Source organism: Amnibacterium sp. (assembly GCF_051956055.1).
Lineage (GTDB): Bacteria > Actinomycetota > Actinomycetes > Actinomycetales > Microbacteriaceae > Amnibacterium.
The window spans coordinates 27809-46795 of sequence record NZ_JBQCGC010000037.1; the positions used below are offsets into that span (position 1 = coordinate 27809).

At 74.4% G+C, this 18987-nt stretch carries 14 protein-coding genes; 8 read left to right on the forward strand and 6 right to left on the reverse strand.

All coding sequences use genetic code 11. The annotated features are described in order from the left end of the window. Positions 1-71 precede the first annotated feature (71 nt). Positions 72-1721 carry a DUF885 domain-containing protein gene (locus tag ACTHLI_RS05525; protein WP_440182069.1) on the forward strand — a complete coding sequence of 550 codons (1650 nt, stop codon included), beginning with the start codon at positions 72-74 and terminating at the stop codon, positions 1719-1721. Positions 1722-1981: 260 nt separating this feature from the next. Next, positions 1982-3421 carry a 30S ribosomal protein S1 gene (gene rpsA, locus ACTHLI_RS05530; protein ID WP_440182070.1) on the forward strand — a complete coding sequence of 480 codons (1440 nt, stop codon included), beginning with the start codon at positions 1982-1984 and terminating at the stop codon, positions 3419-3421. A gap of 181 nt (positions 3422-3602) precedes the next feature. On the opposite strand, the gene ACTHLI_RS05535 is transcribed toward rpsA, so the two are convergent. Further along, a complete protein-coding gene (locus ACTHLI_RS05535; protein ID WP_440182071.1) occupies positions 3603-4538 on the reverse strand; it encodes a M56 family metallopeptidase in 936 nt (311 codons plus the stop codon). Positions 4539-4549: 11 nt separating this feature from the next. Beyond that, positions 4550-4906 carry a BlaI/MecI/CopY family transcriptional regulator gene (locus ACTHLI_RS05540; RefSeq protein ID WP_440182073.1) on the reverse strand — a complete coding sequence of 119 codons (357 nt, stop codon included), beginning with the start codon at positions 4904-4906 and terminating at the stop codon, positions 4550-4552. Between the two features lie 86 nt (positions 4907-4992). On the opposite strand from ACTHLI_RS05540, the gene ACTHLI_RS05545 reads away from it, so the two are divergent. Genes ACTHLI_RS05545 through coaE form a run of 4 tightly spaced genes read left to right on the forward strand, consistent with a single transcriptional unit; the run spans position 4993 to position 11481 of the window. After that, on the forward strand, positions 4993-6546 hold the full coding sequence (locus ACTHLI_RS05545; protein ID WP_440182074.1) for a cytochrome ubiquinol oxidase subunit I: 1554 nt from the start codon (positions 4993-4995) through the stop codon (positions 6544-6546). A gap of 19 nt (positions 6547-6565) precedes the next feature. Then, on the forward strand, positions 6566-7573 hold the full coding sequence (cydB, locus tag ACTHLI_RS05550) for a cytochrome d ubiquinol oxidase subunit II (protein ID WP_440182076.1): 1008 nt from the start codon (positions 6566-6568) through the stop codon (positions 7571-7573). 5 nt (positions 7574-7578) lie between these two features. Continuing rightward, a complete protein-coding gene (cydC, locus tag ACTHLI_RS05555; protein ID WP_440182077.1) occupies positions 7579-10878 on the forward strand; it encodes a thiol reductant ABC exporter subunit CydC in 3300 nt (1099 codons plus the stop codon). A 9-nt stretch (positions 10879-10887) separates the two neighbouring features. Further along, positions 10888-11481: a dephospho-CoA kinase gene (coaE, locus tag ACTHLI_RS05560; protein ID WP_440182079.1), complete on the forward strand. Its 594-nt coding sequence runs from the start codon at positions 10888-10890 to the stop codon at positions 11479-11481. Positions 11482-11493: 12 nt separating this feature from the next. Here coaE and ACTHLI_RS05565 read toward each other — a convergent pair whose 3' ends face one another. Next, on the reverse strand, positions 11494-12384 hold the full coding sequence (locus tag ACTHLI_RS05565) for an EamA family transporter (protein ID WP_440182080.1): 891 nt from the start codon (positions 12382-12384) through the stop codon (positions 11494-11496). A 52-nt stretch (positions 12385-12436) separates the two neighbouring features. Here ACTHLI_RS05565 and uvrB point away from each other — a divergent pair, with 52 nt between their 5' ends. Then, positions 12437-14521, forward strand: coding sequence for an excinuclease ABC subunit UvrB (uvrB, locus tag ACTHLI_RS05570; RefSeq protein ID WP_440182081.1), 2085 nt, complete (start codon positions 12437-12439; stop codon positions 14519-14521). Between the two features lie 195 nt (positions 14522-14716). Here the strand turns inward: uvrB and ACTHLI_RS05575 are convergent, their stop codons facing one another. From ACTHLI_RS05575 to ACTHLI_RS05585, 3 genes are all read right to left on the reverse strand, one after another. Beyond that, a complete protein-coding gene (locus ACTHLI_RS05575) occupies positions 14717-15235 on the reverse strand; it encodes a hypothetical protein (protein WP_440182082.1) in 519 nt (172 codons plus the stop codon). A 117-nt stretch (positions 15236-15352) separates the two neighbouring features. Then, complete coding sequence (locus tag ACTHLI_RS05580) at positions 15353-15697, reverse strand: hypothetical protein (RefSeq protein ID WP_440182083.1); 345 nt, start codon at positions 15695-15697, stop codon at positions 15353-15355. Positions 15698-15799: 102 nt separating this feature from the next. Beyond that, on the reverse strand, positions 15800-17644 hold the full coding sequence (locus ACTHLI_RS05585; RefSeq protein WP_440182085.1) for a glycosyltransferase: 1845 nt from the start codon (positions 17642-17644) through the stop codon (positions 15800-15802). Positions 17645-17698: 54 nt separating this feature from the next. Between ACTHLI_RS05585 and ACTHLI_RS05590 the strand changes: the two genes are divergently transcribed. After that, positions 17699-18952 carry a CDP-glycerol glycerophosphotransferase family protein gene (locus ACTHLI_RS05590; RefSeq protein WP_440182087.1) on the forward strand — a complete coding sequence of 418 codons (1254 nt, stop codon included), beginning with the start codon at positions 17699-17701 and terminating at the stop codon, positions 18950-18952. Positions 18953-18987 lie beyond the last annotated feature (35 nt).

Sequence of the window (18987 nt, forward strand, 5' to 3'; positions counted from 1 at the left end):
ATCGTGTGCACACGCTGATGAGGCGCGCGGAGACCGTGTCCCGACCGGCCGGCCTCGGCTAGCGTCGCCGCGTGGAGCCGACGCGCGAGTGGACCGAGATCGACCGGATCGCCGAGGACTGGGTCGACGAGTCGCTGTCGCTCCACCCGGAGCTCGCGGTCTTCCTCGGCCGGCAGGGGTTCGAGGGCCGGTACAGCGACTTCTCGACGGACGGTCTCGCGGCGGAGGACGCCGCGGAGCGCGCCGTCCTGCGGCGCCTCGCGGGCGTCCGGCCCCTCGACGAGACGGACGCGGTGACGAAGGCCGACCTCACGCGCGAGCTCGAGCTGTCGATCGAGCAGCGGGCGGCGCAGCTGCCGCTCCGCGACCTCAACAACGTCGAGTCGCCGCTCCAGGGGGTGCGGGACGTGTTCGACCTCGAACCGACGGCGACGGAGGACGACTGGGCGCACATCGCGAGCCGGCTCGAGGCGGTGGGCGCGGCGCTCGACGGCTACGCGCACCGGTTGCGCGCCGGGATCCGCGCCGGGGTGGTCCCCGCGGTCAGGCAGGTCGCGCTCGCGGCCGGGCAGGCCCGCGAGTTCGCCGCTCCGCACGGGTTCTTCGCCGACCTCGTCGGCCGGGCGCCGGAACCCGGCGGGGCGCTCGGTGCGCGGCTGGCCGCGGGGGCGAGGGACGCCGCGGAGGCGTACGACCGGCTCGCCCGGATGCTCGAGGACGAGCTCGCGCCCGTCGCAGGGGAGGACGACGCGGTGGGCAGGGAGGCGTACGCCCTGCAGTCGCGCCGGTTCCTGGGCGCGGCCGTCGACCTCGACGACACCTACGAGTGGGGGCTCGAGGAACTCGCCAGGATGGCGGCCGAGCAGGAGGCGACCGCGCGCCTCATCGTCCCGGGCGGCACGGTGGAGGACGCGATCGCGGCGCTCGAGCAGGACCCGGCGCAGCGCATCGACGGGACCGAGGCGCTGCAGGCGTGGATGCAGCGCCGCTCCGACGCGGCCATCGACGCCCTCGGCGCGACGCACTTCGAGATCGAGGGCCCCGTCCGCACGCTCGAGTGCCGGGTCGCGCCGACGCACTCCGGTGTCATCTACTACACGCCGCCCGCCGACGACTTCTCCCGGCCCGGCCACATGTGGTGGTCGGTACCGGAGGGGGTCGAGCGCTTCACGACCTGGCGCGAGACGACGACGGTGTACCACGAGGGCGTCCCGGGGCATCACCTCCAGATCGCGACGGCCCTCACCAACCGGTCGCTGAACACGTGGCGTCGCAGCGCGGGCACCTCCGGGTACTGGGAGGGCTGGGCGCTGTACGCGGAGCGGCTGATGGCCGAGCTCGGGTACCTCAACGCCCCGGCCGACCGGCTCGGCATGCTCGACGGCCAGCGGATGCGCGCGGCTCGGGTCGTGATCGACATCGGCCTGCACCTGCGCAAGCGGGACCCCGACGGCGCGGTCTGGACGCGCGACTCCGCGCTCGCGCTGTTCCGCCGGCACGTGCACATGGACGACGCCTTCCTCCGCTTCGAGGTGGACCGCTACTGCGGGTGGCCGGGCCAGGCCGCGTCGTACAAGGTGGGGCAGCGGATCTGGGAGGAGCTGCGGGCCGCGTCCGCCGCCCGGGCGGGCGCGACGTTCGACCTGAAGGCGTGGCACCGGCGGGTCCTGCGGGAGGGCGGGATGGGCCTCGACACCCTCAGGTCGACGCTGCTCGGCTGAGCGTCACCTGGCCGAGCAGGAGGGAACCGCCGAGGGAGCACGGCCTTCGGCGGCGGGGGAGGCGTGGCCGGGGGAATGCGGGTAGACTGGGGGATCGCGTTCGCGGGTCACCTCGCGCTCGCGCGCGGCGCCGGTTCGGAACCATCGACCGACGCCCTGGGCATCGCCCCTCCCGGGGCGCCCGCCACAACTCCATCCGCACCGCTCGCGGCGCCGTTCCGGCGCGTCCGAGCCAGACACGAAACCATCACACCATCTCCATGACGATTACACCGACCGCATCGGCCCCCAAGCAGGTCGCGATCAACGACATCGGATCCGCTGAGGAATTCCTGGCCGCGGTCGAGAAGACCCTCAAGTTCTTCAACGACGGGGACCTCATCGAGGGCACCGTCGTCAAGATCGACCGCGACGAGGTCCTCCTCGACGTCGGCTACAAGACCGAGGGCGTCATCCCCTCGCGCGAGCTCTCGATCAAGCACGACGTCGACCCCAACGAGGTCGTCGCCGTCGGCGACAACGTCGAGGCCCTCGTCCTCCAGAAGGAGGACAAGGAGGGTCGGCTGATCCTCTCCAAGAAGCGTGCGCAGTACGAGCGCGCCTGGGGCGACGTCGAGCGCATCAAGGACGAGGACGGCGTGGTGACGGGCACCGTCATCGAGGTCGTCAAGGGCGGCCTGATCGTCGACATCGGTCTCCGCGGCTTCCTCCCGGCCTCGCTCATCGAGCTCCGTCGGGTCCGCGACCTCACGCCGTACCTCGGCCAGAGCCTCGAGGCGAAGATCCTCGAGCTCGACAAGAACCGCAACAACGTGGTCCTCTCCCGCCGCGCGCTGCTCGAGCAGACGCAGTCCGAGAGCCGCACGACGTTCCTCAACAACCTGCACAAGGGCCAGGTCCGCAAGGGCACGGTGTCCTCGATCGTCAACTTCGGCGCGTTCGTCGACCTCGGCGGCGTGGACGGGCTGGTGCACGTCTCCGAGCTCTCGTGGAAGCACATCGAGCACGCGAGCGAGGTCGTCGAGGTCGGCCAGGAGGTCACCGTCGAGGTGCTCGAGGTCGACCTCGAGCGCGAGCGCGTCTCCCTGTCGCTGAAGGCGACGCAGGAGGACCCGTGGCAGGTCTTCGCCCGCACCCACGCGATCGGTCAGGTCGCGCCGGGCAAGGTCACGAAGCTCGTGCCGTTCGGTGCGTTCGTCCGCGTCGCGGACGGCATCGAGGGCCTCGTGCACATCTCCGAGCTGTCGGCCCGCCACGTCGAGCTCGCCGAGCAGGTCGTGTCCGTGAACGACGAGGTGTTCGTCAAGATCATCGACATCGATCTGGAGCGTCGCCGCATCTCGCTCTCGCTGAAGCAGGCGAACGAGGACGTCGACCCCGAGGGCACCGAGTTCGACCCGGCGCTCTACGGCATGCTCACCGAGTACGACGAGCAGGGGAACTACAAGTACCCCGAGGGCTTCGACCCGGAGACCAACGAGTGGCGCGAGGGCTTCGAGGAGCAGCGCGACAAGTGGGAGCAGGAGTACGCCGCGGCGCAGGCCCGCTGGGAGGCGCACAAGGCGCAGATCCAGAAGCAGCTCGCCGACGAGGCGACCGCTGCCGCGGAGAACTCGTTCTCGAGCGACACCTCCTCCGGTGGCGCGCTGGCCGACGACGAGGCGCTCGCCGCGCTTCGCGAGCGGCTCGCCAGCCGCTGATCGGCTGATCGCAGCGACAGGGCGGTTCCCCTTCGGGGGAGCCGCCCTGTGCTGTTCGCCGCGCCGCCGCTGCTGCGGCGCGGCTGCCGTACCGGCGCGCTGGACGCGCGCTTGGCTGACGGCGGTGCCGGTCTCCCGCCCGCCCGGATGAGCGCTCTCGCGAGGGCTCGACGGGGAGCGCTCAGCCCGCGAGGGCGGGGAGCGCGAGGAGCACCGGGGGGACGACGACCAGCGCGATCGAGGCGATCGGCACGAGCACCCGGACGGCCGGCGCCGCCGGGGCCGGCGCGACGAGCCGGCGCACCCGGCGCTCGACGGACGCCGGGTCCGCGGCCGCGGCGTCCTCCACGTCCGCGCCCCGCTCACCGCCTCCGGTCGCGACGGCCGCGATCGCCTCGGCGAGCACCGGGTCCGGCACGGACCGGCGGGCCTCGTCGTCGGCGAGCATCTCCGTGAGCAGCCCGACCGCGTCCTGCGCCCGGCTCGCGACGGGGAACCACGGGAGCGCGATCCGCCAGGCGCGGAACGCCACGAGCACGAGCGCGTGGTGCTGGCGGAGGTGGGCGCGCTCGTGCTCCACGACGCCCTGCACCTCCTGCGGCGTCAGGAGGTCGAGCAGCCCGGCGGACAGCACGGTCAGGCTGTGCACGGTGCCGGGCAGGCAGTACGCGATCGGCGCGGCGGCGTCGAGCAGCCGCGTCCTGGGCGCCTCGGGCATCGGCGCGCTGAGCATCAGGAGGAGGCTGCGGTGCCTGGCGCGCTGCCGCTCGGTCCGCACCACGGTGAAGACGAGGTTCGCGACGAGATGGCCGGCGAGCAGGACGGCTGCGGCGAGCGCGAGCGCGGACGCCCAGGTCGTGCCGGGCGGCACCTCGGCGCGGGTGAGATCGCTCGCGAGCACCTGGATGGCCGCGACCGGGTGGTCGCCGTAGGGGGCGAGGCCGCTCACCAGGAGCGCCCCGAGCAGGGACAGCACACCGGCGAGCGCGATCGCCTGCCACAGGAGGAGCGCCGTGCCGGGCGCGCGGTCCGGCCACGTGCTCCTGGCGAGCGCGAGCGGCACGGGCCAGGCGAGCAGGATCGCCATCACCGCGAGCAGCGCCGCCGCGAGGATCATCGTGGGCGCGGTCAGCCGAGCCCGAGCAGACGCTTCAGCGCGGCGGTCTCGTCCGCGGTCGCGCGGCCGACGAAGCGGGCGAGCGCCTCGGTCCGGTCGCCCGCCGCGCCGAGCGCGTCGTGCATCAGCTCGGCGATGTACTCCTCCCTGGCGGAGACGGGCGCGTACGTCGCCGGGCGCACCGAGCGGTCACGCGCGACGAAGTTCTTCTTCTCGAGACGGCTGAGCACCGTCATCACCGTCGTCAGCGCCAGCCCGCGCCGATCGCCGGTCGCGAGCCGGTCGCGCAGCTCACCCGGGGTGAGCGGTGTACCGGCATCCCAGAGCTGCTCGAGCGCGGTGCGCTCCAGCTCACCGAGCGACTCCATGTCGTGACCTCCCGAACTCTTCTACACGTGGTAGAAAACTGTTGTCTCTACGAGACGTAGAAATCATCCCACGGGGGAGGGCCTGCATGGACGTCGTCGCGATCGCTCGCTGGCAGTTCGGGATCACGACCGTCTACCACTTCCTGCTCGTACCGCTCACGATCGGCATGGGGCCGGCGCTCGTCTTCATGCAGTGGCGCTGGCTGCGCACCGGCGACGACCGCTGGTACAGGATGACGCGCTTCTGGGGCAAGGTCTACCTGATCAACTTCATCATGGGCGTGGCCACCGGCATCGTCCAGGAGTTCCAGTTCGGTCTCGCCTGGAGCGAGTACAGCCGCTTCGTCGGCGACGTCTTCGGGGCCCCGCTCGCGATGGAGGCGCTGCTCGCGTTCTTCGTCGAGTCGACGTTCCTGGGGCTCTGGATCTTCGGCTGGCAGCGGCTGCCCAGGCGGCTGCACCTGCTCGCGCTCACGCTCGCGGCCGGCGCCAGCGTGTTGTCGGCCTACTTCATCATCGTGGCGAACTCGTGGATGCAGCACCCGGTCGGCGTCGCGCTCGTGCACGGGCATCCGGTCATGACCGACGTGTGGGCCGTGCTCACGAACAACACCGCACTCGTCGCGTTCTCGCACACGATCGCCGGCAGCGCCGGGGTCGCGGGCGGGTTCCTGCTCGGCATCGGCTGGTACCAGCTGTGGCGGCGGCGGCAGGAGGGCATCGACACGGTGGGCGCGGACGGCCGCGTCGTGCCGGGGGAGGACCCCGCCCAGCCCGGTCGCGACCGGCTCGACCACCGGGTGTGGATCAACACGCTAAGGGTCGGCGCCGTCGTCGCGGTGCTCGGCTTCGGCGCGGTCGCGATCACCGGTGACGCGCAGGGCAAGCTGCTGTTCCAGCAGCAGCCGCTGAAGATGGCGTCGGCCGAGGCCGCGTGCGAGACCGGCACGTCGTTCTCCGTGCTCGCCGTCGGGGACGTGTCCTCCGCCTCCTGCGCGAACGTCACGAACCTCATCGAGATCCCGGCCGTCCTGTCCTTCCTCGCGAACGGCGACTTCACGACACCGGTGCGGGGCGTGAACGAGCTCATTCCGCAGTACCAGCGGGAGTACGGCCGGACCCTGCCGACCGGTTCGATCTACGGCAGCCGCTCGGGGCAGGCGATCGACTACCAGCCGGACATGACGGTGACCTACTGGGGGTTCCGCATCATGATCGGGTTCGGCGCGATCGCCGCGTTCGCGGCGCTCGTCGCGCTCTGGCTGACCAGGAAGGGCACCGTCCCGGCGTCGAAGCCGCTCATGCGGCTCGCGCTGTTCGGCATCCTCGCCCCGTTCGGCGCCAACGCCGCCGGCTGGATCTTCACGGAGATGGGACGGCAGCCGTTCGTCGTGGCCCCGAACCCGACCGGGGTGGACGGGCTGCACCTGTTCACGGCGGCCGCGGTCTCGCCCGGGGTCACCGCGGGCGAGCTGATCACCTCGCTCGTCTCGTTCGCGGCGCTGTACGGCGCGCTCCTCGTCGTCGAGGTCTTCCTGATCGCCCGCACCGTCCGCGGGGGCGTCGCGGCGGTGGTCCCCGAGCTCGAGCCGCCCGCGCCCGCCGACCGCGAGGACGACGTCCTCGCCTTCGCCTACTGAGTCCGGAGGGATCCGCAGCATGGACACCGTCCTCCCCGTCGTCTGGTTCGTGCTCATCGGCGTGCTCTGGGCCGGCTACCTGTTCCTCGAGGGGTTCGACCTCGGCGTCGGCATGCACATGCTCGTCAGCGCCAGGTCGGAGGAGGACCGGCGGGTCATGCTCAACACGATCGGGCCGGTGTGGGACGGCAACGAGGTGTGGCTGCTCACGGCCGGAGGCGCGACGTTCGCCGCGTTCCCGTACTGGTACGCGTCGCTCCTCTCCACCCTCTACCTGCCCTTCCTCGCGCTGCTGCTCGCGCTGATCGTGCGCGCCGTGGCGATCGAGTTCGCGGGCAAGGTGGCGCGCGCCGGATGGCGCCGGTTCTGGGACACCGCCATGGGCGTCGGCTCGTTCGCCGCCGCGTTCTGCGTCGGCGCGGCGCTCGCGCTCACCACCACGGGCCTGCCGCTCGACGCCAACGGCGACCGCGTCGGCGGCCCGTTCGTGTGGGTGACCTGGCAGGCCCTGCTCGGCGGCCTCGCCGTCGTCGGCTTCTGCCTGGCGCACGCCTCGACGTACCTCGCCCTGAAGACGGACGGACCCGTCCGGGCCAGGGCCGCCCGCTTCTCGGCGCGATGGGCGCCGGTGGCGCTGGTCCCGATCGCGGCGTGGGTCCTCGAGCTGCAGCTGCGTCGCGGGACCCCGGTCACCTGGTTGCTCCTCGGCGTCGCGCTCGTCACGGCGGTGGCAGGAGGCGTCGCCGCTGGCCGGAGGCACGAGGGCAGGGCGTTCCTCGGCTACGGCGCGTTCCTGCTGCTCGGGGTCGGGGCGCTGTTCGGCGCCGCGTTCCCCGTCGTGCTGCCGTCGACCCTCCGTGCCGCGTGGTCCCTCACGGTCTGGAACGCCTCCTCGTCGCCGTACACGCTCGGTGTCATGTCCGTCGTCGCGGCGTTCGGCGTCCCGCTCGTGCTCGCCTACCAGGCCTGGAGCTACTGGGTGTTCCGGCGCCGCATCGCGCCCGGCGCCATCCCTGCGGCACACTGACGCCCGTGTCGTCCCGACGGTCGCCCGCTGCGGATCTGCGGGTGCTCCCTCGCGGGCGGATGCTCGCGCTCGGGGCCGCGAGCCTGGTCAGGGCCGCCGGGCTGGTGCTGCTCGCGGAGGGCGTCGCCGACGGGATCGCCGCGGCGGTGCAGGGGAGGCAGGCGCCCGCGGCCGTGCTGCTCGGGGTGCTCGGGGCGCTGCTGCGCGGGGCGGCCGTCGCCTGGACGGCCCGCGTCTCCTCGTCCGCCGCCGCGGAGCTCAAGGACGGACTGCGCCGCGGGCTGCTCGGCGCCCTGGTCCGGACCGCTCGGGCGCGGACCGGCTCCTCGGCCGTGCTCGCGACCGACGGGCTCGACGCGCTCGACGACCACGTCGGGACGTACCTGCCCGCGCTCGTCGAAGCCGCGGTCGTGCCGGTGCTCGTCGGGCTCAGGATCCTGGGCGCGGACCCGCTGTCCGCCGCGATCATCGTGCTCACGGTGTGGCTCGTGCCGCTGTTCATGGTGCTGATCGGGCAGCACACCAGGGACCGCGTGGCGCGGAGCGCCGACGCGCTCGCGCGGCTGTCGGACCACCTGGTCGAGCTGGCCCGCGGCCTGCCGGTGCTCGTGGGACTCGGGCGCCTCGAGGCCCAGGCTGCGCGGCTCCGGTCGGTCTCCGACGCGTACGCGGACCGGAGCGTGCGCGTGCTGAGGACGGCGTTCCTCTCCGCGCTCGCGCTCGAGCTGATCGGTACCGTCTCCGTCGCGCTCGTCGCCGTCGTCATCGGTCTGCGGCTGCTCGTCGGCGAGCTGCCGCTCTCCGCGGGGCTGCTGGTGCTGCTGCTCGCGCCCGAGTGCTTCACGCCGATCCGGGAGGTGGGCGCCGCGTTCCACCAGGCGCAGGACGGCCGGGAGGCGGAACGGCGTGCGCGCGCGGCGATCGACGAGGCGCCGCCGCTCGCAGCGCCGTCCGACGGCGGCACGATCGCCGTCCGCGGGCTCACGGTCCGCCGTCCGGACGGCCGCGCGCCCGTTCGCGACCTCGACCTCGAGGTCCGGCCGGGTGAACTCGTGCTGCTCGCGGGCAGCAGCGGCAGCGGCAAGTCCACCGTGCTCGACGTGCTCGCGGGGCGCGGCGCCGCGCTCGAGCCGGGCGCCGTCGGCGGCGCCGTCGCGTGCGGCGGACCGCTCGCGGTGCTGCCGCAGCGGCCCGCCTTCGTCGCCGGGACCGTCGAGGACGAGCTCGTCGCGTTCGGGGCCCAGCGGGAGGACGTCCCCCGGCTGCTCGCGGCGGCGGGCCTGGCCGGCGCGGATCCCGCGGCGGAGCCGGCGACCCTGAGCCCGGGGGAGGGGCGCCGGCTCGCCCTCGCCCGGGCGCTCGCGCGGGTCGAGGCCGGCGCCCGGATCGTGCTGCTCGACGAGCCGACCGCGCACCTGGACGGGGCGGCCGCTGCGACGGTGCTGCGGCTCCTCGAGCGCCTCCGGGAGCACGCCGCGGTCCTCGTCGCGAGCCACGACCCGGCGATCGCCGCCGTCGCCGACCGCGTCGTCGCGCTGGACGGGGGCGCTCCCGCAGCAGGCGAGGCGCCGGAGGCGGCCCGGGAGAAGGCGCGGCACGCGATCGGCGGGGCGGGCGCCCCGGCGGCGACCCCGTCGACGGTGCGTCTGCTCGCGTCGATCGTCGCTCCGGCGGCGCCCAGGCTGGTCGGCGCGACGCTGCTGTCGGCGCTCGCGTCCGCGATCTCGGTCGCGCTGCTGGTGCTCTCCGGCTGGCTCATCGTGCGCGCTGCGGAGGAGCCCTCGATCGCGCTCATCACGGTCGCGATGGTCGGGGTGCGCTTCTTCGGGATCGGCCGGGCCGCCCTCCGCTACGCGGACCGGCTCGCCGTGCACGTCGCGGCGTTCGCGGCCGCCGGCGCGCTGCGCATGCGGCTGTGGCGCGGGCTCGCCCGACTCGGCCCCGCGTCCCGCGCGCTGCTCACGCCCGGCGCCACGATCGAGGCGCTCGTCTCCGACACGGACCGGGTGCGCGACCTCCTCCCGCGCACCCTGGTGCCGATCGCGGCCGGCGGCACGGTGCTCCTCGCCGCTGGCGTCGCGGCGCTCGTCCTCGATCCGCTCGCCGGCCTGCCGGTCGCGGCGCTCGCCGTGGTCGGCGGCGTCCTGCCCGGGATCGCCGCGGTGACGGCGCGCTCGGCGCAGCGGCGGGCGGTGGCGCTGCGGTCGGCCGGCGTGCGGTCGACCGCGGCCGTGCTGGCCGCTGCGGACGACCTCGTCGCCAACGGGGTCGAGGCGGCGGCGGTCGATCACGCGGCCGGTCTCGCCGCGGCCGCCGACCGGGAGGAGGCGATCCACCGGCGACGGCTCGGGCTGCTCAGGGGGACCGGCGTGCTCCTCGGCGGCCTCGCGGCGCTGAGCGTGATCGCGCTGGCGACCGCCGGGGTCGCCGGCGGCGGCCTCACCGGCCCGGCGGTCGGCGCACTCGCGCTGCTGCCGCTCGGGCTGGTCCCCGTGCTCGACGAGGAGGTCGTCGCCGCGTCCAGGGCCGCACGGCTCGCGCCGCTGCTCGCCGCGCTCGAGCCGCTGCTCGCCGGGGCCGAGCCCGAGCCGTCCGGGGGAGCCGAGCCCGGACCGGTGTCGGCGCTCGCGGTCCGCGACCTCGCCGTGCGGTACCCCGACGCGCCGGTCCCGGTGTTCGCCGGGCTCACCGCCGGGCTCCGGCGCGGCGAGCGCCTGGCCGTCACGGGGCCGTCCGGGTCGGGCAAGTCGACGCTGCTCGCGGCGCTGCTGCGCGCCCTCCCGGCCGACGCAGGCGCGATCGAGTTCGACGGCGTCCCGTATCCGGCGCTGTCGATCGCCGGGGTGCGACGGCGGATCGCCTGGGCGCCGCAGGAGGCGCACGTGTTCGACTCGACGCTGCGCGGGAACCTGCTGCTCGCCAGGGGCGAGCACGACCGGCCGGACGACGACGAGCTGCGCGAGGTGCTGGCCCGGGTGGGCCTCGGCCCGTTCCTCGCATCGTCGCCGGCGGGGCTCGACACCCCGGTCGGCCCGGCTGGCTCGTTCCTGTCCGGCGGTCAGCGGCAGCGGCTCGCCGTGGCGCGGGCGCTGCTGACCCGCGCCGACGTGCTGCTCCTCGACGAACCGACGGCCCACCTCGACCGGGAGGCGGCCGACGCCCTGCTCGCCGACCTCGACGCGGCGCTGGTCGACCGGCTCCAGGTGCTCGTGACCCACGACGTGACCGCAGCGGCGACGGCGGACCGCACGGTCGCCATCGGCGGCCCGCTCGCGGTCGTCGGGGAGGCGCGCCACGGGTCCTAGGCTTCCGGCGTGCCCCTGATCGCCCTCACCGGCGGCATCGCCTCCGGCAAGTCGACCATCGCGGACCGCCTCCGGGAGCTCGGCGCCGTCGTCGTGGACGCGGACCGACTCGCCCGGGAGGTCGTCGAGCCGGGCGAACCGGCGCTGGCCGCCATCCGGGACGCGTTCGGCGACGAGGTGATCCGGGAGGACGGCTCGCTCGACCGGCAGGCGCTCGGCCGCATCGTGTTCGGGGACCCCGAGCGGCTGCACGTGCTGAACGGCATCGTGCACCCCGCCGTGCTGCACCGGTCCCAGGCGGCGTTCCGGGCGGCGCTCGGCAGCGACCCGCTGGCCGTCGTCGTGTACGACGTGCCGCTGATCGACGCGAGGGGGGTCGGCGAGTTCGACCGCGTGGTCGTCGCCGACGCGCCCGTCGAGACCCGCGTCGACCGCCTCGTCCGGCTGCGGGGGATGACCGAGGAGGACGCCAGGGCCAGGGTCGCGGCGCAGCTCGACGACGACGAGCGGCGGCGGCTCGCGACCGACGTCGTGGACACGGGCGGGACGCTCGAGCGGACGCTCGAGCAGGTCGATGCGCTCTGGGCCCGGCTCCGGCCCTGACGCCGACCGCGCTCAGCGGATGCGCCGGGTCGCGAGCACCGCGAGGACGTTCGCCGCGCAGACCGCCGCGATCCCGCACAGCTGCACGACCCCGAGCAGCTGCTGCAGCACCAGCAGACCGAACAGCGCCGCGGCCACCGGGTGCAGGCTCTGCAGCATCCCGAACAGCGCCCGAGGCATGCGCCGCAGCACGAGCAGGTCGATCGAGTACGGCAGCGCGCTCGAGAGCAGACCCGTGACCGCCCCGAGCAGGAGCAGGTGCGGCAGCTGCCGTGCCGGCACCGCGAGCAGCAGGACCACGAGCCCCGGCAGGGTGAGGACCGTGCCGGTCAGGCTCGCGACCGCGGTGCCGGTCACCCCGGGCAGCGTGCCCGCCCGCTGGTTGAGCAGGATGTAGGCGGCCCACAGCACGGCCGCGGCCGCGCCGAACGCGAGGCCCGCCACCTCCGGACGCGCGCCGGCCAGCGGATCGGTGATGAGCACCACGCCGGCGAGCGCGAGCGCCCCGCAGCCCGCCCGGGCCGCCCTGGCGCGTGCGGTGACGGCGCCCGCGCCGATCAGCGCGACGGCGAGCGGGCCGAGGAACTCGACGGTGACGCCGAGTCCGAGCCCGATCCGCTGCACCGCCGAGTAGAGCGAGAAGTTCATCCCGACGAGCACGAGGCCGAGCAGCACCGCGGGCAGCAGCCGCCTGAACCCGATGCGGTGCAGCGGCGGTCGCGCCACCGCGAGCAGCGCGACCGCGGCGACGACCTGCCGCATCGCGGTGACGCCGAAGGGCCCCACGAGCGGGAACAGCGTCGCGCCGACGGCGGCGCCGGCCTGCACGGAGGAGGCGCTGAGCGCGACCGCGGCGACCGGGCCGGCCTCGTCGCGCGCACCCGGACCTCCGCGCGCGCGCACGCCATCAGCGTACGCGCGCGGCGCTGTCGGCGGCCGGTCGTAGCGTGTCGGCATGCGACCCACGCGCGCCGTCCGCCCGTTCGAGGTGGTGAGCGACTACACGCCGAGCGGCGACCAGCCGGCGGCCATCGCCGACCTCGCGCGCCGGGTGAGGGCCGGCGAACCCGACATCGTGCTGCTCGGCGCGACCGGGACCGGCAAGTCGGCGACCACCGCCTGGCTGATCGAGCAGGTGCAGCGGCCGACGCTCGTGCTCGCGCACAACAAGACGCTCGCCGCCCAGCTCGCGAACGAGTTCCGGCAGCTGCTGCCGAACAACGCGGTCGAGTACTTCGTCTCGTACTACGACTACTACCAGCCCGAGGCGTACGTGCCGCAGACGGACACCTTCATCGAGAAGGACTCGTCGATCAACGCCGAGGTCGAGCGGCTGCGGCACTCGACGACGAACTCCCTGCTCAGCCGACGGGACGTGGTGGTCGTCTCGACCGTCTCCTGCATCTACGGCCTCGGCGCCGCGGAGGAGTACCTGGAGGCGATGGTCGCGCTGCAGGTCGGGCAGCGGATCAGCCGCGACGCCCTGATCCGCGGCTTCATCGCGATGCAGTACCAGCGCAACGACATCGACTTCTCCCGCGGCCGGTTCCGGGTCCGCGGCGACACGATCGAGATCATCCCGGTGTACGAGGAGCACGCCGTCCGGATCGAGATGTTCGGCGACGAGATCGAGGCCCTCTACTCGCTCCACCCCCTGACGGGCGAGGTGCTCGCGAAGCTCGACGCCGTCTCGATCTTCCCCGCGACCCACTACGCCGCCAGCCCCGCCACCATGCAGCGCGCGATGGGCACGATCCGGGAGGAGCTCGACGACCGGCTCGGGGTCCTGAAGCGGGAGAACAAGCTGCTCGAGGAGCAGCGGCTGCGCATGCGCACGGGATTCGACCTCGAGATGATGGAGCAGATCGGGTTCTGCAACGGCATCGAGAACTACTCGCGGCACATCGACGGCCGGGCGCCGGGGGAGGCGCCGCACTGCCTCCTCGACTACTTCCCCGACGACTTCTTGACCGTCATCGACGAGTCGCACGTGACCGTGCCGCAGATCGGGGCGATGTACGAGGGCGACGCGTCCAGGAAGCGCGTGCTCGTCGAGCACGGGTTCCGGCTCCCGTCGGCGCTCGACAACCGGCCGCTCACCTGGGAGGAGTTCTCCGAGCGCGTCGGCCAGACGGTGTACCTGTCCGCCACCCCCGGCCGGTACGAGCTCGGCATGGCCGACGGCGTGGTCGAGCAGATCATCCGGCCCACCGGGCTCATCGACCCCGAGATCGTCATCAAGCCGTCGAAGGGCCGCGTGGACGATCTGCTCGAGGAGATCCGCATCCGGGCGGAGAAGGACGAGCGCGTCCTCGTCACGACCCTGACGAAGAAGAGCGCGGAGGACCTCACCGACTTCCTCGGCGAGGCCGGTGTGCGTGTGCGGTACCTGCACGCCGACGTCGACACGCTCCGGCGGGTCGAGCTCCTCACCGAGCTCCGGCAGGGCGTGTTCGACGTGCTGGTCGGCATCAACCTGCTGCGGGAGGGCCTCGACCTGCCCGAGGTGTCGCTGGTCGCCATCCTCGACGCGGACAAGGAGGGCTTCCTCCGCTCCTCGACGTCCCTGATCCAGACCATCGGCCGCGCGGCGCGCAACGTCTCCGGCCAGGTGCACATGTACGCCGACACGATCACGGACTCCATGGCCCGCGCGATCGACGAGACCAACCGTCGCCGGGAGAAGCAGGTCGCGTACAACACGGAGCACGGCATCGACCCGCAGCCGCTCCGCAAGCGCATCGCGGACATCACCGACCAGCTCGCCCGGGAGGCCGCGGACACCGACCGGATGCTGGCGAAGGACGGCGGCGGCAAGCGCTCGCCGGTCCCGAACCTCCGCGCCGGGAGCGGCGGGGGTCGCGCGGGTCTCGCCGCGCAGGGCGCCGCCGAGCTCGAGGCCGTGATCGCGGACCTGAACCAGCAGATGCTGCAGGCGGCGAACGAGCTGAAGTTCGAGCTCGCGGCCCGGCTGCGCGACGAGCTCTCCGAGCTGAAGGGGGAGCTGCGGCAGATGGCGAAAGCCGGCCACCTCGTGTGATCCCCTTGGCGGGCTCATAGCGCATCGCCATGCGGTGCTCGCGACCGCTGCGTAGTGTGGTTCGAAGATGACTGCTCCCGGCCCGCTCCCCGAGCGCACGAAGCTCTTCCACGTCGGGCCGCCGAAGACCGGCACCACCGCGCTGCAGCAGGCCGCGGCCGCGAGGCGTCCGGCGCTGCTCGCCAACGGGGTCCGCTATCCGGGCACCGGCGTCGACCACGGCATGGCCGTGGCCGCCTTCATGGGCCAGCGATGGGGGTGGGAGGGGACCGGCGGCGCGGTGCCGCCGATGTCCCGCTGGCTCGACCTCGCGGCCGAGCTCCGCGCCGACCGGGGCAACCGGATCCTGTTCGGCCACGAGTACGCGGCGAAGGCCGACGTGGCGACCATCGGCCGGTTCGCCGACGAGTTGGGCGACGACCTGCACGTGGTGCTGACCCTCCGGCCGTTCGCCGCGATGCTCCCGTCGACGTGGCAGGAGTCGCTCAAGCTCGGCGGCGTGCAGCCGTTCGAGCCGTGGCTCCGGCGCGTCCTGGAGCGGCCGGGGGCGAGCGGGGTCGACCACCCCGCCCGCAACCAGGGGCTCCTCGTGTCGCGCTGGGCGTCGGTGGTCGGTGCGGACCGGGTGACCGTCGTCGCCCTGGACCGGTCGCGGCCCGCGTTCCTCTTCACCGCGTTCGAGGGGCTGCTCGGCCTGCCGGAGGGACTGCTCACCGCGGGTGCGGACGCGCGGTCCGGCAACCGCGGCCTCACCAGGCCCGAGTCCGAGTTCCTCCTCCAGCTCAACCGGGCGGTGCGCGACGACGGCATCCGCTGGGAGGACTACGCCGACTACGTCGGCGACGCGGCGATCGGGAGCGTGGTGCGGGACCGGGTGCCGCCTCCTGAGGAGGAGCGGCTGACCCTGCCGGCCTGGGCGGCCGACTGCGCCAACGAGCTGTCGGCCGGGTTCGTCGGGACCATCCGGGACAGCGGGGTGCGGGTCGTCGGGGACCTCGACGCGCTCGCGGCGCCCGCGCAGGGTACCGCGGTGGGGGGCGCGCCGGGCGCCGTGCCGGTCGACGTCGCGGTGGCCAGCGTGCGCAGCGCCATCGCGACCGCCACCCGGCGGGAGCCGGAGACGACGACCGGGCCGATCGACGGCCGCGAGTACCTGATCGTCCGCCACGTCGGCATCGGCGGCCTGCTCATGGTCGTCGCGAGCCGGGTGCGGCGCCGGGCGAAGAAGGCCGTGCGGCTCGTGCCGTCTGCGGCGTCGGGAACGCTCCGCCGCCCGCTTCAGCTGGCGAAGCGCCGGCGCCACGCCTCGGGCGACGCCAGCCCGCGGGCGGCCGCCCGGGAGCGGGCCGCGGTCGACCGCCAGCGCACCACGAGCGCGAGGTGCAGCAGCAGCGCCTCGCCGAGCCCCGTCAGCAGCGCGCGTCGGTCGGTGACGAACCGGAGCACGGCCTGCCCGTCCGCCGTCGGCGCCGTGATCCTGCCGTGGCGCGCGAGCACCCACCAGCGGGCCCGGTCGGTCCGCACCAGGGGGCCGGCGGCCCCCAGCAGCAGCTGGCGCACCGTCATCGCCGCCGCCCACGGTGCGAGCGCCGCCCCGGAGGGGCCGGTCGCCGGCGCGCGCACCTCCGGCGCCCCCTCCGCCGTGGACCGGGGGAGGCGCGGCAGCGCGGGCTCGGCCGCGGCGATCGCCCTCGCCCTGGCGAGTCCGTCGCGGCGCTCGAGCGCGGCGGGCCCGGCGAGCGCCGCACGGATCCCCGCGTGCCGGAGGCGCGCCGCCGGGTACTGCTTGGCGAGCAGCTGCTTCACGTCGAGCGCCAGGCTGTGCCCGGCGACGTGCACCGGGGAGCCGCCGTGGAGCATGGCCACGACGATCCGGTTGCGCGCGTGGAAGAACGCCTGCCATTCGATGGAGTCGTCCTTCGTGCGGAACGCGACGTGCCAGACGGCCGCGCCCGGCAGGCTCACGGTGGGACTGCCGATCCGCGCGGCGCGGAGGCTGTACTCCGCGTCGTCCCACTTGAGGAAGAGGGGCAGCACGAAGCCGATCCGGCGCACCACCTCGAGCGGGAACTGGCACATCCACCAGCCGTTGTAGTCCGCGTCGCGCCGCTCGTGCACCCACGGCGCGTCCGGGAGCGGCACCGCGGCGTGGTCGTGGGTCGAGGTGCGCTCGTCGGCGCCCGCCCACCAGAACACGCCGGGCACGACCCGCTCGGCGGCCGCCTGCACGGTGCCCGGCTCCGCGAGATCGAGCATCTGACCGCCGACGACGGTCGGCACCGTCGTCAGGCGGCCGAACGCGAGCGAGCGCAGCAGCGAAGCGGGTTCCACCTCGATGTCGTCGTCGAGGAACACGACGACGTCGGCACCGCGTTCCCCGGTCGCCTCCTGCAGGATCCGGGAGTAGCCGCCGGAACCGCCGAGGTTCGCCTGCCGCAGCAGCCGCAGCACGCCCTCGAGCGGCTCGGCCGCGGCCAGGACCGCGGGGTCGTCCTCGACCGGGGCGGCACCCTGGTCCACGACGACGATGCGCAGGACCTGGCGCAGCAGCTCGGGCGCGGACGCGAGGCGCCTGAGGTTCGCGGCGACGAACGGCCCACGGTCCATGGTCGGCATCCCGAGCACGGCGCGGCCGCCGCGGGCCGGCGCGGCGTCCACCGACCAGGTGCCGTCCAGCACCTCGACGCCGGTCTCGGCGCGGACGTCGAACCACAGGTAGCCGCCGTCAGGCTCCCCGAGCGGCAGCACGACCGAGAGCCGACCCGCCGCGTCGGGGCGGTGCGTGCTCGTCTCGGTCCTGGTGCCGCGCGCGTCCGATCGGAGCACGACGATCTCCGCCTCGCCGGTGAGCCGCAGATCGAGCCGGACCGCGGTGGCGGGGGTGGAGTGGCGCCAGACCGCGGCGGGGAACGCGTTGAAGTACGCCCCGAACGACGCGGTGGTCCCGGCGTCGACCCGCAGCCGTGCGCGCACGCCGGACGGCGTCGCGACGGGGTCGCCGAACCGCGCGCCCAGCGCGTAGAGCGCCTGCGCCGAGACGCCGCCGTCGAGGGGCCCGACGACGTCCTGCACGGCGGTCCACGCGGCGCCGGGTGCGTCGGCTCGGTCGGAGGGGTCGCCCATCGGCGCAAGCTTAGGCAGCGCTCGCCGGGCGCGCCGTCGATACACTCGCCTCCGATGCGACCGACCCTCCACGGCCTGCGGCGCCGGGCCCAGAGCGCAGGCATCCGGGCCGTGCGGCGCTCCCGGTTCTTCCCCAGGTCGATGATCGACCGCATCGGTGACGACGCGGCGTTCGCGGACCGGCGCCTCGACGCCAGGGTGATCGTGTTCTTCCCCGGGCCGCCGGACCAGCTCTACCAGCTCCTGCCGTGGCTGCCCACGCTGGAGGCGCTCGACGCCGCGCACGGCGTCGCGGTGGTGTGCCAGGACTCGCGCGTCGCCGCGGCGATCCGGGAGCGGACCCGGGTGCCCGTCGTGACCTTCGCGCGCTACGGCGCGCTCGACGGGGTCATCGGCCGCAGCGACGTGGCGCTCGCGCTCTACGTCGGGCACGCGTCCGCGAACTTCGAGTGCCTCAGGTTCGCGTCCCTGCTGCACGCGTACATCGGGCACGGGGACAGCGACAAGGGGGTCTCCGCCTCCAACCAGCTGAAGGCGTACGACGCGGTGCTCGCCCCGGGGCAGGCGGCGATCGACCGGATCGTCGCGCGCCTCATGCGGTTCGACGCCGAGCGCCGCTGCATCGTGGTCGGCCAGCCCACCACCCTGTCCGCCCCGCCGCTGACGCGGTCGGCGGACCGGCAGCGCACGACGGTGCTGTACGCGCCGACCTGGGAGGGCGCGCAGCCCTCGGTCGCCTACAGCTCCGTGCTGACGCACGGGCCCGCGCTCGTGGATGGGCTCCTCGCGGACGGGCGCTACCGCGTGCTGTACCGGCCGCACCCGCTCACCGGCGTCACCTCGGGCGACTACGCGGGAGCGGACGCCGCGATCCGGGCGGCCATCCGGCAGGCCGGCGGCGACCACCGCGTGCTCGCGGCCGACGACGAGCCGCTCGAGGCGAGCTTCGCGCGGGCGGACGTGCTCGTCTCCGACGTCTCCGCGGTCGCCACCGCGTGGCTGCCATCCCTCCGGCCGCTCGTCGTGACCGCGCCGGCCGGACCCGCGTCCGTCACGGCCGACTCGGGCATGCTCGCCCGCGTCCGGCGCCTCCCGCCCGCCGAGGCGCGCTCCGCGGCGGCGGTGCTCGCGGAGGAGCTCGCGGACACCGGCGGTCGCGCCGTGCTCGAGGAGCTCGTCGCCTACTACCTGTCCCCGTACTGGCCCGACCGGGCGATGGAGCGGTTCGTGACCGTGTGCGGCGAGCTGATCGGGGAACGGGACCGCCTCCGGGCCGCGCTGGTCGCCGGCGGTGCGACGGGCACCTGATCCACCCGTCCGTCCCGCCGCCTGCACCTCGCCCC

Coding starts and splice junctions, on each gene's coding strand:
- ACTHLI_RS05585 (WP_440182085.1), bottom strand. CDS start 17,644: ATGGGCGACCCCTCCGACCGAGCCGACGCACCCGGCGCCGCGTGGACC.
- rpsA (WP_440182070.1), top strand. CDS start 1,982: ATGACGATTACACCGACCGCATCGGCCCCCAAGCAGGTCGCGATCAAC.
- uvrB (WP_440182081.1), top strand. CDS start 12,437: ATGCGACCCACGCGCGCCGTCCGCCCGTTCGAGGTGGTGAGCGACTAC.
- ACTHLI_RS05590 (WP_440182087.1), top strand. CDS start 17,699: ATGCGACCGACCCTCCACGGCCTGCGGCGCCGGGCCCAGAGCGCAGGC.
- ACTHLI_RS05580 (WP_440182083.1), bottom strand. CDS start 15,697: ATGCCGACGTGGCGGACGATCAGGTACTCGCGGCCGTCGATCGGCCCG.
- ACTHLI_RS05535 (WP_440182071.1), bottom strand. CDS start 4,538: ATGATCCTCGCGGCGGCGCTGCTCGCGGTGATGGCGATCCTGCTCGCC.
- ACTHLI_RS05545 (WP_440182074.1), top strand. CDS start 4,993: ATGGACGTCGTCGCGATCGCTCGCTGGCAGTTCGGGATCACGACCGTC.
- ACTHLI_RS05540 (WP_440182073.1), bottom strand. CDS start 4,906: ATGGAGTCGCTCGGTGAGCTGGAGCGCACCGCGCTCGAGCAGCTCTGG.
- cydB (WP_440182076.1), top strand. CDS start 6,566: ATGGACACCGTCCTCCCCGTCGTCTGGTTCGTGCTCATCGGCGTGCTC.